The following is a 15,466-nucleotide window of genomic DNA, read 5'->3' as shown; positions in this document are numbered from 1 at the left end:
GTCAGTGCGAGGACGCGAAGCGGCTCCGCGTTGGTGATTGAACGCGGAATAGCCGTGACAGCATTGATATGGCCGAAAAATCGGACAATGCGATAAGGCAACCGCTCCCGAAGGACGACGAAGCCGCCAGGTTCTATCGGCATTTCGGGTTTGTGCCGTCACCAACTGATCCGCGTCATCTCTTCATGATTATCAAAGATCAGGCGGCGGGCCAGGAGCCTTAGCTGTTCTTTGACTGCTGCACGCGTTGCTGTCGAATTTGGCGGTCGTGGAGCGAATAGAGCCCGACCGGCGTAGCCGGGCGCGCCATTTCTTGACGGAATAAGTCGCCCAGCCTAGCGTCCACCAATCTTCAACACAACGGCCGTGCGTCATGAACTACCGCTATCAATGGCAGATCATTGCCAGCCGCGTGCGCGGTTTGATGCAGGCCGCCGAGCTTCACGCGCGGTTCCTGTCCGTTCGGTCTAGTGACTCGTATGGCAGAACAGGGCGTCTTCGCGAAGAAGGTGAGCGTATCATTGCGGAAGTTTCGGATTTCGGCGATCGCTTTCAGAAGTCGCTGCCTCGGGAGGTCGCTAATCGCATTGAGGAGTTTAAGAAAAAAGCGACCCCGCTATTCCAAAAAACGGACGGCACGCCTGACAGTCGCGAGGAGTTGGTTTGGGCGGGACTGGTCACGCTGAGCGCGTTCGAACCGGAAATCTCTTTCCTGCTCGCCGATGTGCAGCAGGCCATCCGGTCGCGATCAGAATTGGCATTTGCGCATTTGCAGAGGTCGATTGTTGTCGACGAAGAATTTCGAAAAAAATGGCAGGCCGCATTCTCTTCCGGCGAGGTGCAGTGCGAAGCGCTCGGCGCCGTCCATCTGCTCTCGCATGGGATTTGGGCCTTCAAGGTTAGTGCCGAAGGGGAACGAACCGATCTTGTCTATCAGGAATCGGCAGCGCGATTTGAGCGTGAGCAGAGCAACGCCGAGGGTCTCGTCCTGACGGAGTGGAAGAAGGCTGCATCGAAAGGGCAAGCCGAGGCCAAGTTCAAAGAGGCCCGCGATCAAGCACGTCGGTACGGACGCGGCGTTCTCGCGGGCAATGAGCTGACCAGCTATCGCTTCGCTATCGTCGTTTCCGAAGAACACATTCCGGCGCCGGACGACATCAGTCACGAAGGTATTGTATATCGTCACATCAACATCGCCGTGAAACCCAAGCCGCCCTCGAAGAGCTAAGCTTCGTGGATGGTGAGCCATAGCGTCACTCAATTTTTGTTATGGTTGTCGCCCGCCTTGGCTATCGTCGCACTCTTCGTCGCTTATTGGATGCTGCGCAGGAAGAATATGTATCGGCGTGAACTTCCCCGGGTCTTCGAACTGCATGACTTGGTCATGCCGTCATCGTCGCCGGATTCATATTTTCGTAACTTTGAGCAATCGCTGTCCGAAATTCGTCAAAAGCTGAGGCAGTTCCGCGACATCGAAGCGGATTTGCAGGGACTGGACGCGGAAGCGTGGGCGTTCTTGAAGAGTGAGGTAGCGCCATTGCTTAGAGTAAGACATCTGACGCGCGGATGGCAGTTTCTGTTCGACAAGCTTAATCAGGCGAAAGCGTACAATTATCTGAAGAGCGCGGGATATCCAAATGTACGTTTCATTCCGCCGTCTGCCGTCCCCGGCCAGCAAACGCCGGACCTGGAGGCCGATGGCGTGCTCTGCGAGGTCAAGACAATCAATGTTTCAGATGCTGAGGCCAACCGCAGGCATAGCGGTGGCGTCGGGAGCGTCGCCGACCAGTTGGACGAAGGCTTCTTCAGAAAACTGTCGTCCGATCTGAAAAAGGCCAAAGCGCAGATGGTGTCGTACGACAACCGCAGCAAGCACATCGTCTACATAATTGCCAATTTTGACGACAGCCTACATGAATATGCCGACCGTTATCAGCGTCAGATCGACCGCTATGTCGCGGTCGATCCAGTGCCGGGGCTTCAACTGGTGGTATTCGACGTCAAGCCGCCATTCTACACGGCGATGGCCTGACGCGTCGCAATGCGGTTAGGGGCCGTCGCGGCTCTGGCGCATCTCGCGCAAGGTCTCTTCCGCGACCTTCGAGGCCTTGCCGTCTGGATCGGCAAGCCATTCTGGATCATTCAGCACGGTCTTGAGTGAATCGAAATTCGATCCAGCGATTCCCGGGCTTTGTCCGGTCAACTGGCGCCAGCCGGAAGCTCGCTGCCATTCGTATGCGCCGGTATTAGCGAGCACGATGACTCGGGAAAATGCGGAGCCGTCTAAACTCGGCACCGAAGTAGAATCGCTGACCCCTGTGAGGTCGAGCACCATTTCAGAGATGCGCACGCCGCACTGGATCACGAGCCATTGTTCGTCGGCCGGGCGGAACTTCTTGCGGGATTTCTCGGCGACGATGTCGGCGATAGTCTGGCCGGGTCTTGCGACGTAGCCGAACGCGACGCTCGAATACCATTCAGCGTACCGGTCGTGACGCAGGTAAAGCGTGCGCAGAAATTGGCGCATCATGGGCGAGGCAAAGTTCTGCGGCCAGAACGTCCGACTCTCTGACGAAAGCTCGCCCGCGTGTTCGCTCGCGAACGCGGCGATCTCGGCGATGAATTCCGCGTGTTGGCGTTTCGGGGGCACCGCTCCCGCGAAAATCAGGCCAACGCTGATGTCTCGGAACTCGGGATTGGCCTGGCGATAGTCGTCGGCGGCAGCTTTGAGCAGCTCCCACTCGCTCTCGACCTGACGGCGGCGGGTGCCGCCTTCGATCACATCACCAGATCGGTACATGGTGATCTCTACGCCAATGGTCTTGCCCGACACAGGCACCATGAAGTCGGGGGTCTCGCCCTCGACCGGTTGGCGATCAGCCTGAAGGCCAAGCACCGCCAGCGCCGCGTTCAGTGTCCGGCGTTCGTCGTCCTTCTGGCTCGCCCTAGTCATGGCGCAATAATACACCTGTCGCGCCGGTTCACGAAGGGATAGTACGCATAGCCAAGACAGACCGGGCGGATCGTCGATGCCGCAGCGGCTTGAGTCGCGATAATTTGGCTAGCTAATGCCGAAAACTGGCGTAACCTCTGCGTGTTGGAGGAAACCTCGCAATTCTGCCCCCCCATGGCCGACGAGAATCAACATTGGGTTCCGAAACTTCTGCTGAAGAAGTTTATCGATATAGACGGACGCGTCTATCGGCTGGATATCCAATCAAATGAGATATCGAAGCCTCCACCAAAGCATGCTGCTTCCGGTCCGAACTTCAATGAATTTGATATCGAAGGGCAGATCGTATCCTTCGAGGATCGCTTAGAGAAAATCGAGACCAAGGCTGCACCGGTTCTCAAGCGAATCATTGAGGCTAAATCACTTTCAGGCCTGTCATCGCCAGACCGCAAGAAAGTGGCTGATTTCGTTGCCGCGCAGAGCTTTCGAACTGAAGCTTTCTATAGGGGGCTCGCCAACAATCCTTCGCGAAAGGACTTTGGGCCGATCTTTGCCCAACTTTGGGATAGCAGTTTCATCGTGTCGGGGCAGATCGAGAGGAGGCATTGGGTTTTAATGGTCATCGATCACGATGACATTTTCTACCTTGGCGATCAGCCGGTAGTGTTACAGCGCTCATTCGATCCGAAGAACGGCAGCGACCTCGGTTTCGACGTGAAAGGCGTGGAGGCCTTTATGCCTCTGAGTCCGAGCTGCGCTCTTTTCATGCCGTGCCGGTCTGTAAGTGATCCCCTCATCGCAAGTTACGAAGCTGCGTTGGATCTTCATCGGACCGTACGCTCTGCGGTTATGCGAGGACACCCAGGCGGGTCGGTCGAACTCGCGACGGCCCAAGACGCGATTCGACGCGGCGGCCCACTCTACCAGTCTTACACAACTGGGGTGCCCTTGGCCGCGAAACCCGAGAACGTTGAAAATCTGAATTATCTGCAATGCAGTTGGGCTCATGCCTGGGTGTTCAGCAATCGGCGCGACTTTACCTTTGCCAAAAAAGTATTTTCTCAAACGCCGCACTACAAGAGCACGCCTACAACGCGTCTTGTGCACAAGACCGCGCTTGTGCCTGACATGCCCAACGCAGCATCAAAAAGTTGAACGGTAGCGCGGTCGAGCACGCCGTTACTCTGACGAAGAGATTCGAACTCCTGCGCCATAAATCGGCTGTCCGTTCTTCTTGGCTGAGCGCGCGAGAGAGTCGCTTTTCTGTCGTGACGAGCAGACTCTGCGGTTCACCATGGACGACTCAAGTAACGTTGCACGCGCGCCTGGACCGGCTCCGTCGCCCGGCCCGTGATCTGTCTCACCCGTCCCGGCGTTTAGACCGGGACGGTGAGTGAGTTATGACAGAAGTGGTTGCGGGGACCCGCAACCAGCGCCGCCCTAAACTACGCCGCTGGTGATTCCCCTTATCCTTAAAGATTTCGCCTTGCCTGCGGTGGCAGCTAACCGAACCCCTGGCTATTTTCACTTGAATCCGAAGCAGGCATTTATGAGCGCGCTCCACTGTCCGGTAAAGAATCCTATGGCCAACAGGCCAATACCGCCGACTGCGACCGTGAGGCTCGTAAGCACCCCTTCGGCCTGAACTCCTGACTTGCTCACCGAGATCTTTTCCCGTTGTGCCATGCCACAGCTCCTGTGAAGTCTGATGGGGCTAGTAAGGACCGATTCGGAGCGGTGGTATAGCCAAACAAGCGATACTGAAGTGCCTTCAACTTGATTTGAACTGCTCGTCGTGAGCTCCTTGATTGTTTCGCCGACCGCTGTGACGGAGGTCTATGCGAGACAGACGCCCCGGAAGAGGATTCTCCGAACCGACGGGCAAATCACCTTTCCGGTTTCTGCGATCTGCCCTGCACAAATATGACCTCAGAAGCAGAAATCGGCTCGAACTGAAAAGAATAATTCGGGAGCTATTTCAACGCGCTACTGCAACGCTCCCTTCGAACACCAAAACTTCCTCTTTCGTTTTTACAGAATTCATGTATGACTCCGCCCATCCCGCCTCGCCGAGAGGGGCGTACGCGCGGTCGTCACGATACGTGGGGTGGGGATGCGGTGGCCGTGTCGGGTCGCAGCGTGGCTTCGGCCGTGCCGACGAACGATTCTGATGCGGACGTGAAATCGTGTGGTCCTGGCCTCCCGGTGCTGAGGCCAAGCGGGCGATGCCCTTTGCGGGGCTCGCAGGCGACGGGGGCAAGAACGCCGGTCCCCGAGGAGATCACGTATAAGCGTTAAGACCAGCGCGCGGGGAATGCCGGTTGATCGGCTGAACCTGTGGTACCTGCCGCCTGCATTTTTTTAGCAGGCGGGCCATGGGTGAGGCCTTCACCCGGCATTCCCTGCGCCCTCTCGTTTGTTTTGGAGGGCATGTCGATCGCACGATCCGGGCGTCATGCGCCGCGGGGATGCGAAGTCATGTCCGATATTGTCTGGGATGTGGATATGGACCTCACGCCGTCGGCATGGCTGGACGGGCCTCATGGTTCAAGACGGCGCTGCGCGCCTCCTCACCATGAGGGGCCAGGTCCGAGAGCGGCGCGGCACATGGACTGTCAGCAGCGTCGTCGTGGAGAGAGCGAGAGTGCTGGATCGATCTACACGGTACGTGTTCTGGGCACGACTTCCGCTCCTCACCCTGAGGAGCCCGCCGCAGGCGGGCGTCTCGAAGGGCGAGGCCCAGACGGCGGCCTCATGGTTCGAGACGGCGCTCCGCGCCTCCTCACCATGAGGGTCTCCAGCGTTTGCAGGACGTGAGAGCGAGGAGGCATCACATGACGTCGCTCTGCTCTGCCGCGCGCCCGTCAGAATCTCGGCAGATCGGGAAACGCCAGCTTGCCGCCATGGACGTGCATCCGCCCGAGCTCCGCACAGCGGTGCAGCGTCGGGAAGACCTTGCCGGGATTGAGCAGGCCCAAATGATCGAAGGCGCACTTCACCCGCTGCTGCTGGTTGAGGTCGATCTCGGAAAACATCTCCGGCATCAAATCGCGCTTCTCGATGCCGACGCCGTGCTCGCCGGTCAGCACGCCGCCGAGCTCGACGCAGCAGCGCAGGATGTCGGCGCCGAACGCCTCGGCCCGCTCCATCTCGCCGGGCTTGTTGGCGTCGTAGAGGATCAGCGGATGCAGATTGCCATCGCCGGCATGGAAGACGTTGGCGCAGCCGAGCTGGTACTTCTCCGAGAGCTGGCGGATGCGCGCCAGCGCCTTCGGCAGCGCGCCGCGCGGAATCGTGCCGTCCATGCACAGATAGTCCGGCGAGATGCGGCCGACGGCGGGGAACGCCGCTTTGCGCCCGGCCCAGAACAGGTTGCGCTCGGCCTCGGAGGTCGAGATCCGGCAGGTGGTCGAGCCGCAGCCGTTTGCAATCGTCTCGACGCGGCCGATCAGCTCGTCGACCTCGACGCCGGGGCCGTCGAGCTCGATGATCAAGAGCGCCTCGACGTCGAGCGGATAGCCGGCATGAACGAAGGCCTCGGCGGCGTGGATGGCGGGCTTGTCCATCATCTCCATGCCGCCGGGAATGATGCCGGCGCCGATGATGCGGGCGACGCATTCGCCGGCCGCCTCGACCTCGGCGAAACCGACCATCAGCGCGCGCGCCGTCTCCGGCTTCTGCAGGATGCGCACCGTCACCTCGGTGACCACGCCGAGCAGGCCTTCCGATCCGGTGATCAGGCCCATCAGGTCATAGCCGGCGTTCTCGGTGCACTTGCCGCCAATGCGCAGCACCTCGCCGGTCATCAGCACGAACTCGCAGCCGAGCACGTTGTTGGTGGTCATGCCGTATTTCAGGCAGTGCACGCCGCCGGAATTCTCCGCGACATTGCCGCCGATCGAGCAGGCGATCTGCGACGATGGATCGGGCGCGTAGTAGAAGCCGGCATGCGCCACCGCCTGGCTGATGGCGAGATTGGTGACGCCGGGCTCGGTGACGACGACGCGGTTGTCGAAGTCGATGTCGCGGATGCGCTTGAACTTGCCGAGCCCGAGCAGCACGCCATCGGCCAGCGGCAGCGCGCCGCCGGACAACGACGTCCCCGAGCCCCGCGGAACCACCTTGATGCCCTGCTCGTGGCAATATTTCAGGACTCGCGAGACCTGCGCAGTGGTCTCCGGCAGCACCACGACCATCGGCGGCTGGCGGTAGGCCATCAACCCATCGGACTCGTAAGGCAGCATCTCGGCGGCGCTGTCGATGACGCCTTCGCCCGGCACGATTGCGCGCAGTGCAGCAACGATCTCGTCGCGGCGCGCCAGCACCGCCCGATCAGCTTCCGGCATCATGATCGCCATCGCGTTCCTCCGGCCCTCGATTTGCCCTGGCATATCAATCACAACGGAAACGGTTTGGATAGGCAGCGGATCAGCATCGGAGTTTGCGGCAGAGCAACAAGCTCAGCCATTATGCTGATTTGCCTCAGCGCTTCCCCGCTTGTGCGTCGCTTGAGGCCATGCCACAACCTGCGCGCAAACTCGTCTCGTAACCCACAGAGCCTGATCCATGAAGAAAATGACTTTGAGCGCGCTCGTCATCCTCGCCTCGTCGTCGCTGGCGTCTGCCGCGCTGGCGCAGGATGCGGCCGCCGGCAAGACGTCCTTCAACAAGTGCCTGCCCTGCCACGCGATCGGCGAAGGCGCGAAGAACAAGGTCGGTCCGGAACTCAACGGCCTCGATGGACGCAAGTCGGGCAGCGCGCCGGACTACAATTATTCGGAAGCCAACAAGAACTCGGGCATCACCTGGAACGAGGCGGTCTTCAAGGAATACATCAAGGACCCGAAGGCCAAGATCCCCGGCACCAAGATGACCTTCGCGGGCATCAAGAACGAGACCGAGATCAACAATCTCTGGGCCTATGTCGCGTCGTTCGACAAGGACGGCAAGCAGAAGCAGTAGGCGGCCGGCCGCGGCCCTCCGCTCGAGACCTGGAGGCCCCGGCAGACGCCGGGGCCTTTCCATCATCAGGGCGCCGCTTCGACGGCCGTGAGCGCGCTGACCATCCGATCGACCTCGCCCACCACGAGCTCCGGCACCACATTCTGGACCATGTGCCCGAGGTCGGGCACGACGATCAGGCGCGCCTGGGGCAAGACCCGCGCGAGCGGCCGGGAATGGATCTCGGTATAGACCGTCCTGTCGGCATCGCCGGCCAGGATCGTGACCGGCACCTTGATCTCGCCATAGCGCGGCGCCTGCTCGATCACCGCCTGCTTCAGGGTGACGAGGTCGCGCGCATTGGCCAGGAATTCGCGCGGCCGCAGCAACAGCGGCGTCGCGGTCTGGTCGACGAAATCGTCCGGCATCTCCTGCGGCGCGAACACGCCGCGGGCACCAGGCGCCATCAGCGCCAGGCCGAGCGGCAGCGTGATCGTATGCGCCAGCAAGGGCCCCATCACCGGCGTCGTGACGGCCGCATTGTACTGCCCGACCCCGCCCCGCCAGGGATAGGCGACCGGCGCCAGCATGACGAGGCCCGCGACCCGGTCAGGGAAGTCGAGTGCCATGCGCAGGCCGAGCGCACCGCTCCAGGAATGGACCACGAGGATCACCGGGCCGATGCCGAGCCGGGCCAGCGCCTCGTCCAGCATGCGGGCCTGAACCGCGGGCGTCGAATCCTCGGCGCGATCGCGCGGGCTCCAGCCGTGGCCGGGACGGTCGACCAGGAGCACCCGATGACGCCGGGCGAGCAGGTCGCCGAGCGGCCTGCGCATCGCCTCGAGGTTCGAGCTGGCGCCGTGGACAAGCAGAAGCGGCGGCCGCTCCCCGTCACGCGGCCCGATATCCACAAGATTGATGGTCGCCCCACCGACCTCGACCGCCTCTCCCTGGGCCGGATAGCGTCTTTCCATCAGCACGACGCCGGCCTGGGTCAGCAGCGCCAGCAGCCCCAGGGCCCCCACTACGAGTATTGAAATCATTGATGATTTTCTGCCTATCACCTGGACAGATACGGGTCAGATCGCAGCAGGTTGCGGCTGCGGCCGCCGTCTCCCGCCGTTTGGCTTGCGAATCCTGTCATCATGGCGTCGTCGGCCATTTTATAACCATGGTCAGGACATTTCCTCGCAATCAGCCGATGGCCGTGAATTACTTCCGGTCGGGTCATTGCGCAGTCGAAGCACGATGACCGGCCCTGCGTTTAGTTTGGTGTTTTGGGAGGGGGTTACCGATGAGCTTTCGTTCAAGCGAGGCAGCCATCGACGAGATCGTCGCGAGCTGCAACGGCGACCTTCGCGGCGCGCTGAAGGCGCTGCTGCTGGTCAACGAGCATCTCGAGGCCGAGATCGCACAACTCTATGCCGCGGCCGCCCAGTACGGCCTGCCGGACCGCCGCAGCACCGCGTTCCACTGAGCCGCCGGCCCGCTCGCGGGCGAGCCGATCAGTCCTCCTGCGTCATGTCCTTGTTCGGGCACGCGTTGATCGTGGATCTCGCGAGCTTGGCGTCATCCTTCGATTTGAAGGGGCCGGACGCGAACCAGATGTCGCCCATGATCGTGACGACCGGATTGCTGGTCACGATCTCGCAGCGATTGGTGGCGCGGTTGCCGACCACCCAGAACAGATCCGGATCCTCGGCCCGGGCGGCCGACATCGTCGTCATCACCAGCGCTGCCGTCAGCACCGCCCGCCGCATCGCGTCTCTCCTGCCGAGATCCATCGTTGAGAGGCAGCTAGGTTCGCGTGGCCGGACCGACAAGGACGGTCGCCCAGATGTGGTTAATCGGCCGTTACGGCTAGATGTCGCGCCCCTCGACCTTCTCAGTGAGGGTTTTGACCAGCTCCGGCACCTTGTCCAGATGCGGATTGACCTCGAGCGCCTTGCGGAACGCGTCCAGCGCCCGCTTCTCCTCACCGAGATCCTGCATGATCATGCCGAGACCTGCGAGCGCGCCGAAGTGCCGCGGCTCACGCAGCAGGACCTGCTGGATGTCGGCAAGCGAGCGGCCGTAATCGTTCTGGAGGTAATAGATGGTCGCGCGACGGTTCCAGGCCTCGACATAATCGGGCCGGAGCTTGATCACCGAATCGAGCAATTTGAGCGCAACTTCGTTCTGCTTCGCGTCCATCGCGGCTTTGGACCGCGACATCAGCAGGGCGACGGTATCGCTGGGGGTCTGCAGCCAGATCGCCCAAATCCGCGCCTCGACATGCTTGGCGCTGATCTCGTCGGGCGCCGCCTTCAGGGCACCGAACAGGAAATCGAGGCCCTTGGTCTTGTCGGCGCCGATCTTCGGCAGCTTGGCCGGAGCCTCGGGCGGCTTTGGCTTGACGCCGGCCCGCGGCTCCCCCTGCGCAAAGGCAAGATGCGGTACCGAAATGACGACAACGGCGAGAAGAATCGCCCGCAAGGATCGCTTGGCCATGCCCCAAGTCTAAACGCAGTCGGTACGTCCTGCAAAGCAGCACGCGCCTCAAAGACCTGTGAGGAGGCCCCTCTTCTCGAGGGGAGATCTACGGGATCAGCCCTGGCGCGCCTTGAAGCGGCGCTGGACCTTGTTGATCACATAGACGCGGCCCTTGCGGCGGACCAGACGGTTGGCGCGATGGCGGCCACGCAGCGACTTCAGCGAGTTACGGACCTTCATGGGACATCCTGATACGTTGAAAGGCCGTGTTGGACAGGCCGGAAGTGGCAAATACAAAGGGAGTTCCGCAAGCGACCAAGTCACCCGGATTGGCCGGTTTCTAACCACCGGCCCGCCGGATGTCAATCATGGCGGGCCCCGGCTTCAACAGAACCGGCCGGCGACGCGCCCCTCGATCCAACTTGGCGATTGCCAAATTTGTTATATCCTATAATCAATTTTCCAAAGCCAAGAACCAACCGCCGGGAACGCCCATGCCCAAGCTCGCTCTGCCCAAGATCGACGATGTCGTCGCCATCGACATCCATACCCATGCCGAGGAGCCCTGCGGCATGCATGCGGATGACGGCTACGACGATTTCCAGGCCCAGATGGCCGACTACTTCAAGTCGCCGCACAAGCATCCGCCGACGGTGCCGGAGACGGCCGCCTATTATCGCTCCAAGAACATCGCCGCGGTGATCTTCCCGGTCGACGCCGAGCGCGAGACCGGCTTTCGGCGCTACAACAATTACGAGATGCTCGAGGTCGCCTCGGACCATCTCGACGTCCTCATCCCCTTCGTCAGCATCGATCCGCACAAGGGCAAGCTCGGCGTGCGCGAGGCGCGCAAGCTGATCGAGGAGTATGGCGTCCGCGGCTTCAAGTTCCACCCGACGATGCAGGGCTTCTACGCCAACGACCGGCTGGCCTATCCGCTGTATGAGGCGATCAACGACGGCGGCGCGATCGCACTGTTTCACACCGGCCAGACCGGCGTCGGCTCGGGCATGCCGGGTGGCATGGGGATGCGGCTGAAATATTCCAACCCGATGTACATGGACGACGTCGCGGCCGACTTCCCCGACCTCAAGATCATCCTCGCCCACCCCTCCTTCCCCTGGCAGGAGGAGGCGCTGTCGGTGGCGACCCACAAGCCGAACGTCTACATCGACCTGTCGGGCTGGTCGCCAAAGTACTTCCCGCCGATCCTGGTGCGCTACATCAACTCGATCCTGCAGGACAAGATGCTGTTCGGCTCGGACTGGCCGGTGATCACCCCCGACCGCTGGCTCGCCGATTTCGCCAAGCTCGAGATTCGCGACGAGATCCGGCCGAAGGTGTTGAAGGCCAACGCCCGCAAGCTGCTCGGGATCTGACTTCGTCGGTCCTGCCCTTGCCGCCCCGCGCAAGTCACGGGCATCATGCTATCATCCGCAGGCGCGGTGGCCATCAGCCGTCGCGCCTGTCTGCTTTCGATCAGGTGAGCGCCGTGCCCTTCAAAGCCGTGGTCTTCGATGCCTATGGCACGCTGTACGACATCCAGTCGGTAGCGGCCGTGACCGAGCAGGCCTTTCCCGGCCATGGCGACATCATCACGCAGATCTGGCGCATCAAGCAGCTCGAATACACCTGGCTGCGCTCGCTGATGCAGCGCTACGTGGATTTCGCCGTCGTGACCCGCGACGCGCTGAGCTACACGCTGCGCATTCTGGGCCTGCAGGCCGATGCCGCCACGCGAGACCGAATCATCGCCAAATATCTCGATCTCGATCCCTACCCCGATGCGAGGGCTGCGCTCGCCGCGATGAAGGATCATCGGCTCGCGATCCTCTCCAACGGCAGCCCTGCGATGCTCGACAGCCTGGTCAAGGCCGGCGGCTTCGATGCTCCGCTCGATGCGGTCATCAGCGTGGATGCCCGGAAGATCTTCAAGCCGAGTCCCCAGGCGTACGCGCTGATCGAGGAGACGCTCGGGTTTGCGCCCGACGAGGTGCTGTTCGTGTCCTCCAACCCTTGGGACGTCTGCGGCGCTAAGGCGTTCGGATTGAACGTCGCCTGGATCGAGCGCGTCACCCCGGACGCCATGGCGGCTGCCTGCAACAAGACCGACCTCGTCGCGCCGCTCACCCTGTTCAAGGCGCTGCGCAGCCAGATGGACGAGTTGGGTTTTGCGCCGGACTATCGTATTGCTGCGCTATCCGAACTGCCCGAGATCGTCGCCAAACATGAGCCTTGATTCCGTCCGCGCCTTCTTCACCGAAAAAGCCCCCGACATCGACGTCCTCGTCTCCAGCCAGAGTTCCGCCACCGTAGCGCTCGCGGCGGAAGCCTATGGTGTCGAGCCGGCCCGCATCGCCAAGACGCTGTCGCTGCGCGTCGGCGAGCGCGTTATCCTGATCGTCGCCGCGGGCCACGCAAGGATGGACAACAAGAAGGTCAAGGCGCAGTTCGGCGGCAAGCCGAAGATGCTCGGCCTCGACGAGGTCGCCGACATCACCGGTCACGAGGTCGGCGGCGTCTGTCCGTTCGGGCTGAAATCGCCGCTGCCGGTCTATTGCGACGTCTCGCTGAAAGCCTTCGACATCGTCGTGCCAGCGGCAGGCTCGACCCATAGCGCCGTCAAGATCACGCCGGACCGCATGGCCGAGCTGACATCGGCCGAATGGGTCGACGTTTGCGAGGTCGCGACTTAGTCGTCGCACCGAAATGATACCAGGCGCGGCAGCTTCATCGCGTCGTGCGCTCATTTGGCGACTGACGAAAGCTCGCTCTGTTGCGAGCGAGCGGTGCCCGACTTCAAAAATAGCGCCCCCATGAGCGCCATGAACCATGCAACGAACGGATGCCAGAGCGGCACCGCCAGCAGTCCGAACCATCCGAAAGCGATTTCCGGCACTCGAGCGTTGCGCTCATAGCTCGGGGACGCGGGCATGAGTCCACCATTTGCGTCGTTGAAGGTGCAGGGTCCACGCCGGGCGGTCTCGACGCCGTCTTGTGTGTAGACGATCAACGCACGTGCACGCACGGAGCAGATCAGCACATCTCCCGCATCACTGACACCGATATCGAAGGCGCCGCCTTGCGAACCGACGTAAAAACCTCGCTCGAAGCCCTGGGGACCATAGCGCTGCACTCTCCCCAACGGCTCGCTCGCAACAAACACGCGTCCATTTGGAGCTGCAACCCGGGCCGAGCCAAGCGCGTTTGGAAGCTCGATCGCATTCAGCCAATCGTCCGGAAACACCCCCAATCCGAGCGGTAGCAAAAACCCAATGATTCCGAGAGCGACGGCGCACCTTGCAACGGCGCTCGGCAGCTGCTTCCACATGGAAACCACTCCCCCGAACGTCACTTGCGCTTCCCTTTCGCCAGCTCCTTGACCAGGAACTCCGCCAGCACCTCAACCCGGGCGGGGCGCGGGCCGCCGGGCGGCATCACCAGATGCATCGCCCCTTCGGGCTGGCTCCAGCCCTTCAGGATCACCTCGACCTCGCCCGAGGCGATCGCGTCGCCAACGATGAAGTCCGGCAGGTCGGCGATGCCGAGGCCGGCGAGCACCGCCGGCAGCACCGCCTCGCCATTGTTGACGCGCAGCTGTCCGGCGGGGCGCACGCTTGCCTGCTCGCCGGCTGCATTGGTGTAGTGCCAGACGCCAGCGGTGGAGAGATAGGCGTAGCCGAAGCATTTGTGCTCGGCAAGATGCATCGGATGCGTCGGCCGTCCGTGCCGCTTCAGATAGGACGGCGCCGCCACCGTATAGCGCGGCATCGCGCAGAGGCGGCGCGCCACCAGTGATGAGTCCGGCAGCCGCGCGATGCGCAGCGCGAGATCGAACCCCTCGCCGATGAGATCGACGGTCGCATCGCTCATGTGCAGATCGATCGACACTTCCGGATATTGTTCGAGAAAGACCGGCAGCAGCGGTGCGATCTTCTTCACACCGAAGGTCATCGGCACCGCGAAGCGCACCAGCCCGCGCGGCGTCAGCGATTGCGCCAACGCCTCGGTCTCCGCCGCCTCGCCATCCGCGAGCAGTTGCGCGGCCCTCTCTGACAGCCGCTGCCCGGCATCGGTCAGCGCCAGACGGCGCGAGGTGCGGTTGAACAGCCGCGTGCCCAGGCGTTCTTCCAGCCGGCTCACGGCCTTCGACACTGACGCCTTGGACAGGCTCAGCTCCTGCGCCGCGCCGGCGAAGGAGCGCAGCTCGACGACCTTGGCGAAGATCGCCATCGCCTCGAAATCCGGAAGTCGCGCCATCGGCGGCAATCTCACTTTTGGAAACAATGGGTTTCAATAGTTTCTATTTCTATACTCGGATCGTCAGCCTATTCCAGTGCCCAACGGCACGGCGGCTCGCGGCCGACGTGCAACAACGGAGCAAACCCATGATCGAATTGAAGCCCTTTGCGGCGCTGGGCGGCGCCGACCACGGCTGGCTGAAGGCCAAGCACCATTTCTCGTTCGCGAACTATTACGACCCCAGCAACATGGGCCACGGCGCCCTGCGGGTTTGGAACGACGACGAGATCGCCCCGAACACTGGCTTCCCTGCACATCCGCACCGGAACATGGAGATCATCACCTATGTCCGCGAAGGCGCGATCACGCATCAGGACAGCCTCGGCAACAAGGGCCGCACTGAGGCCGGCGACGTCCAGGTGATGAGCGCGGGCAGCGGCATCCGCCACTCCGAGTACAATCTGGAGCCGACCACGACACGGATCTTCCAGATCTGGATCGAGCCTACCACCGATGGCGGCCAGCCGACCTGGGGCGCCAAGCCGTTCCCGAAGTCCGACCGCTCCGGCAAGCTGGTCACGCTGGCGAGCGGCTTCGCAGATGACGGCGACGCGTTGCCGATCCGCGCCAAGGCGCGCGTACTCGGCACCACGCTGAAGGCAGGCGAGACCGCCGAGTACAGCGCCGACAAGGCCCGGCACATCTATCTGGTGCCCGCGGCCGGCAGCGTCGAAGTGAACGGCGTCCGAGTCAACGCCCGCGACGGCGCCGCCATCCGCGACGAGGCCACGCTGAAGATCACCGCGCTCGAAGATTCCGAGCTGGTGCTCGTCGACGCCGCCTAACCGTCTCACGCGA

At 62.1% G+C, this 15,466-nt stretch carries 18 protein-coding genes; 9 read left to right on the top strand and 9 right to left on the bottom strand.

From position 1 onward, the window contains the following. Positions 1-373 precede the first annotated feature (373 nt). Positions 374-1,228, top strand: a complete 855-nt coding sequence (locus QW881_RS00635) for a hypothetical protein (RefSeq protein ID WP_315754646.1) — start codon at positions 374-376, stop codon at positions 1,226-1,228. A gap of 9 nt (positions 1,229-1,237) precedes the next feature. Next, positions 1,238-2,032, top strand: a complete 795-nt coding sequence (locus QW881_RS00630) for a hypothetical protein (RefSeq protein ID WP_315754644.1) — start codon at positions 1,238-1,240, stop codon at positions 2,030-2,032. Between the two features lie 15 nt (positions 2,033-2,047). On the opposite strand, the gene QW881_RS00625 is transcribed toward QW881_RS00630, so the two are convergent. Further along, complete coding sequence (locus QW881_RS00625) at positions 2,048-2,953, bottom strand: hypothetical protein (protein WP_315754642.1); 906 nt, start codon at positions 2,951-2,953, stop codon at positions 2,048-2,050. A 174-nt stretch (positions 2,954-3,127) separates the two neighbouring features. Between QW881_RS00625 and QW881_RS00620 the strand changes: the two genes are divergently transcribed. Continuing rightward, positions 3,128-4,108: a DUF4238 domain-containing protein gene (locus QW881_RS00620; RefSeq protein ID WP_315754640.1), complete on the top strand. Its 981-nt coding sequence runs from the start codon at positions 3,128-3,130 to the stop codon at positions 4,106-4,108. Positions 4,109-4,477: 369 nt separating this feature from the next. On the opposite strand, the gene QW881_RS00615 is transcribed toward QW881_RS00620, so the two are convergent. Together QW881_RS00615 and QW881_RS00610 are read right to left on the bottom strand one after the other, a co-directional pair. Further along, positions 4,478-4,639: a hypothetical protein gene (locus QW881_RS00615; protein ID WP_315754638.1), complete on the bottom strand. Its 162-nt coding sequence runs from the start codon at positions 4,637-4,639 to the stop codon at positions 4,478-4,480. A gap of 1,178 nt (positions 4,640-5,817) precedes the next feature. Beyond that, positions 5,818-7,311 (bottom strand): FAD-linked oxidase C-terminal domain-containing protein, encoded by a 1,494-nt coding sequence (locus QW881_RS00610; protein ID WP_315754636.1) that lies wholly within the window; start codon positions 7,309-7,311, stop codon positions 5,818-5,820. A gap of 208 nt (positions 7,312-7,519) precedes the next feature. Between QW881_RS00610 and cycA the strand changes: the two genes are divergently transcribed. Next, complete coding sequence (cycA, locus tag QW881_RS00605) at positions 7,520-7,915, top strand: cytochrome c-550 CycA (RefSeq protein WP_315736540.1); 396 nt, start codon at positions 7,520-7,522, stop codon at positions 7,913-7,915. Between the two features lie 65 nt (positions 7,916-7,980). Here the strand turns inward: cycA and QW881_RS00600 are convergent, their stop codons facing one another. Then, complete coding sequence (locus tag QW881_RS00600; protein WP_315754634.1) at positions 7,981-8,937, bottom strand: alpha/beta hydrolase; 957 nt, start codon at positions 8,935-8,937, stop codon at positions 7,981-7,983. A 251-nt stretch (positions 8,938-9,188) separates the two neighbouring features. Here QW881_RS00600 and QW881_RS00595 point away from each other — a divergent pair, with 251 nt between their 5' ends. Then, the gene (locus QW881_RS00595; protein ID WP_231319498.1) at positions 9,189-9,371 is read left to right on the top strand and encodes a hypothetical protein; all 183 of its coding nucleotides are present in this window, start codon (positions 9,189-9,191) and stop codon (positions 9,369-9,371) included. 28 nt (positions 9,372-9,399) lie between these two features. On the opposite strand, the gene QW881_RS00590 is transcribed toward QW881_RS00595, so the two are convergent. From QW881_RS00590 to ykgO, 3 genes are all read right to left on the bottom strand, one after another. Continuing rightward, the gene (locus tag QW881_RS00590) at positions 9,400-9,654 is read right to left on the bottom strand and encodes a hypothetical protein (protein ID WP_315754631.1); all 255 of its coding nucleotides are present in this window, start codon (positions 9,652-9,654) and stop codon (positions 9,400-9,402) included. Between the two features lie 100 nt (positions 9,655-9,754). Then, a complete protein-coding gene (locus tag QW881_RS00585; protein WP_315736537.1) occupies positions 9,755-10,384 on the bottom strand; it encodes a tetratricopeptide repeat protein in 630 nt (209 codons plus the stop codon). A gap of 96 nt (positions 10,385-10,480) precedes the next feature. Continuing rightward, complete coding sequence (gene ykgO, locus QW881_RS00580) at positions 10,481-10,606, bottom strand: type B 50S ribosomal protein L36 (protein WP_006611362.1); 126 nt, start codon at positions 10,604-10,606, stop codon at positions 10,481-10,483. A gap of 254 nt (positions 10,607-10,860) precedes the next feature. Between ykgO and QW881_RS00575 the strand changes: the two genes are divergently transcribed. From QW881_RS00575 to QW881_RS00565, 3 genes are all read left to right on the top strand, one after another. Beyond that, entirely contained in the window at positions 10,861-11,745 is an 885-nt protein-coding gene (locus QW881_RS00575; protein WP_315754629.1) for an amidohydrolase family protein, read from the top strand. 113 nt (positions 11,746-11,858) lie between these two features. After that, positions 11,859-12,605: a haloacid dehalogenase type II gene (locus QW881_RS00570; RefSeq protein ID WP_315754626.1), complete on the top strand. Its 747-nt coding sequence runs from the start codon at positions 11,859-11,861 to the stop codon at positions 12,603-12,605. After that, a complete protein-coding gene (locus tag QW881_RS00565; protein WP_315736534.1) occupies positions 12,595-13,062 on the top strand; it encodes a YbaK/EbsC family protein in 468 nt (155 codons plus the stop codon). The genes QW881_RS00570 and QW881_RS00565 overlap by 11 nt, the downstream gene beginning before the upstream one ends. Positions 13,063-13,112: 50 nt before the next feature. On the opposite strand, the gene QW881_RS00560 is transcribed toward QW881_RS00565, so the two are convergent. After that, the gene (locus QW881_RS00560; protein WP_316158100.1) at positions 13,113-13,697 is read right to left on the bottom strand and encodes a hypothetical protein; all 585 of its coding nucleotides are present in this window, start codon (positions 13,695-13,697) and stop codon (positions 13,113-13,115) included. 20 nt (positions 13,698-13,717) lie between these two features. Further along, complete coding sequence (locus QW881_RS00555; protein ID WP_315754622.1) at positions 13,718-14,626, bottom strand: LysR family transcriptional regulator; 909 nt, start codon at positions 14,624-14,626, stop codon at positions 13,718-13,720. A gap of 128 nt (positions 14,627-14,754) precedes the next feature. Here QW881_RS00555 and QW881_RS00550 point away from each other — a divergent pair, with 128 nt between their 5' ends. Beyond that, positions 14,755-15,453 carry a pirin family protein gene (locus tag QW881_RS00550; protein WP_316158101.1) on the top strand — a complete coding sequence of 233 codons (699 nt, stop codon included), beginning with the start codon at positions 14,755-14,757 and terminating at the stop codon, positions 15,451-15,453. Positions 15,454-15,466 lie beyond the last annotated feature (13 nt).

This window comes from Bradyrhizobium sp. SZCCHNS3016, assembly GCF_032484535.1.
Classification (GTDB): Bacteria; Pseudomonadota; Alphaproteobacteria; order Rhizobiales; family Xanthobacteraceae; genus Bradyrhizobium.
This window is presented reverse-complemented; position numbering and strand designations above follow the sequence as displayed.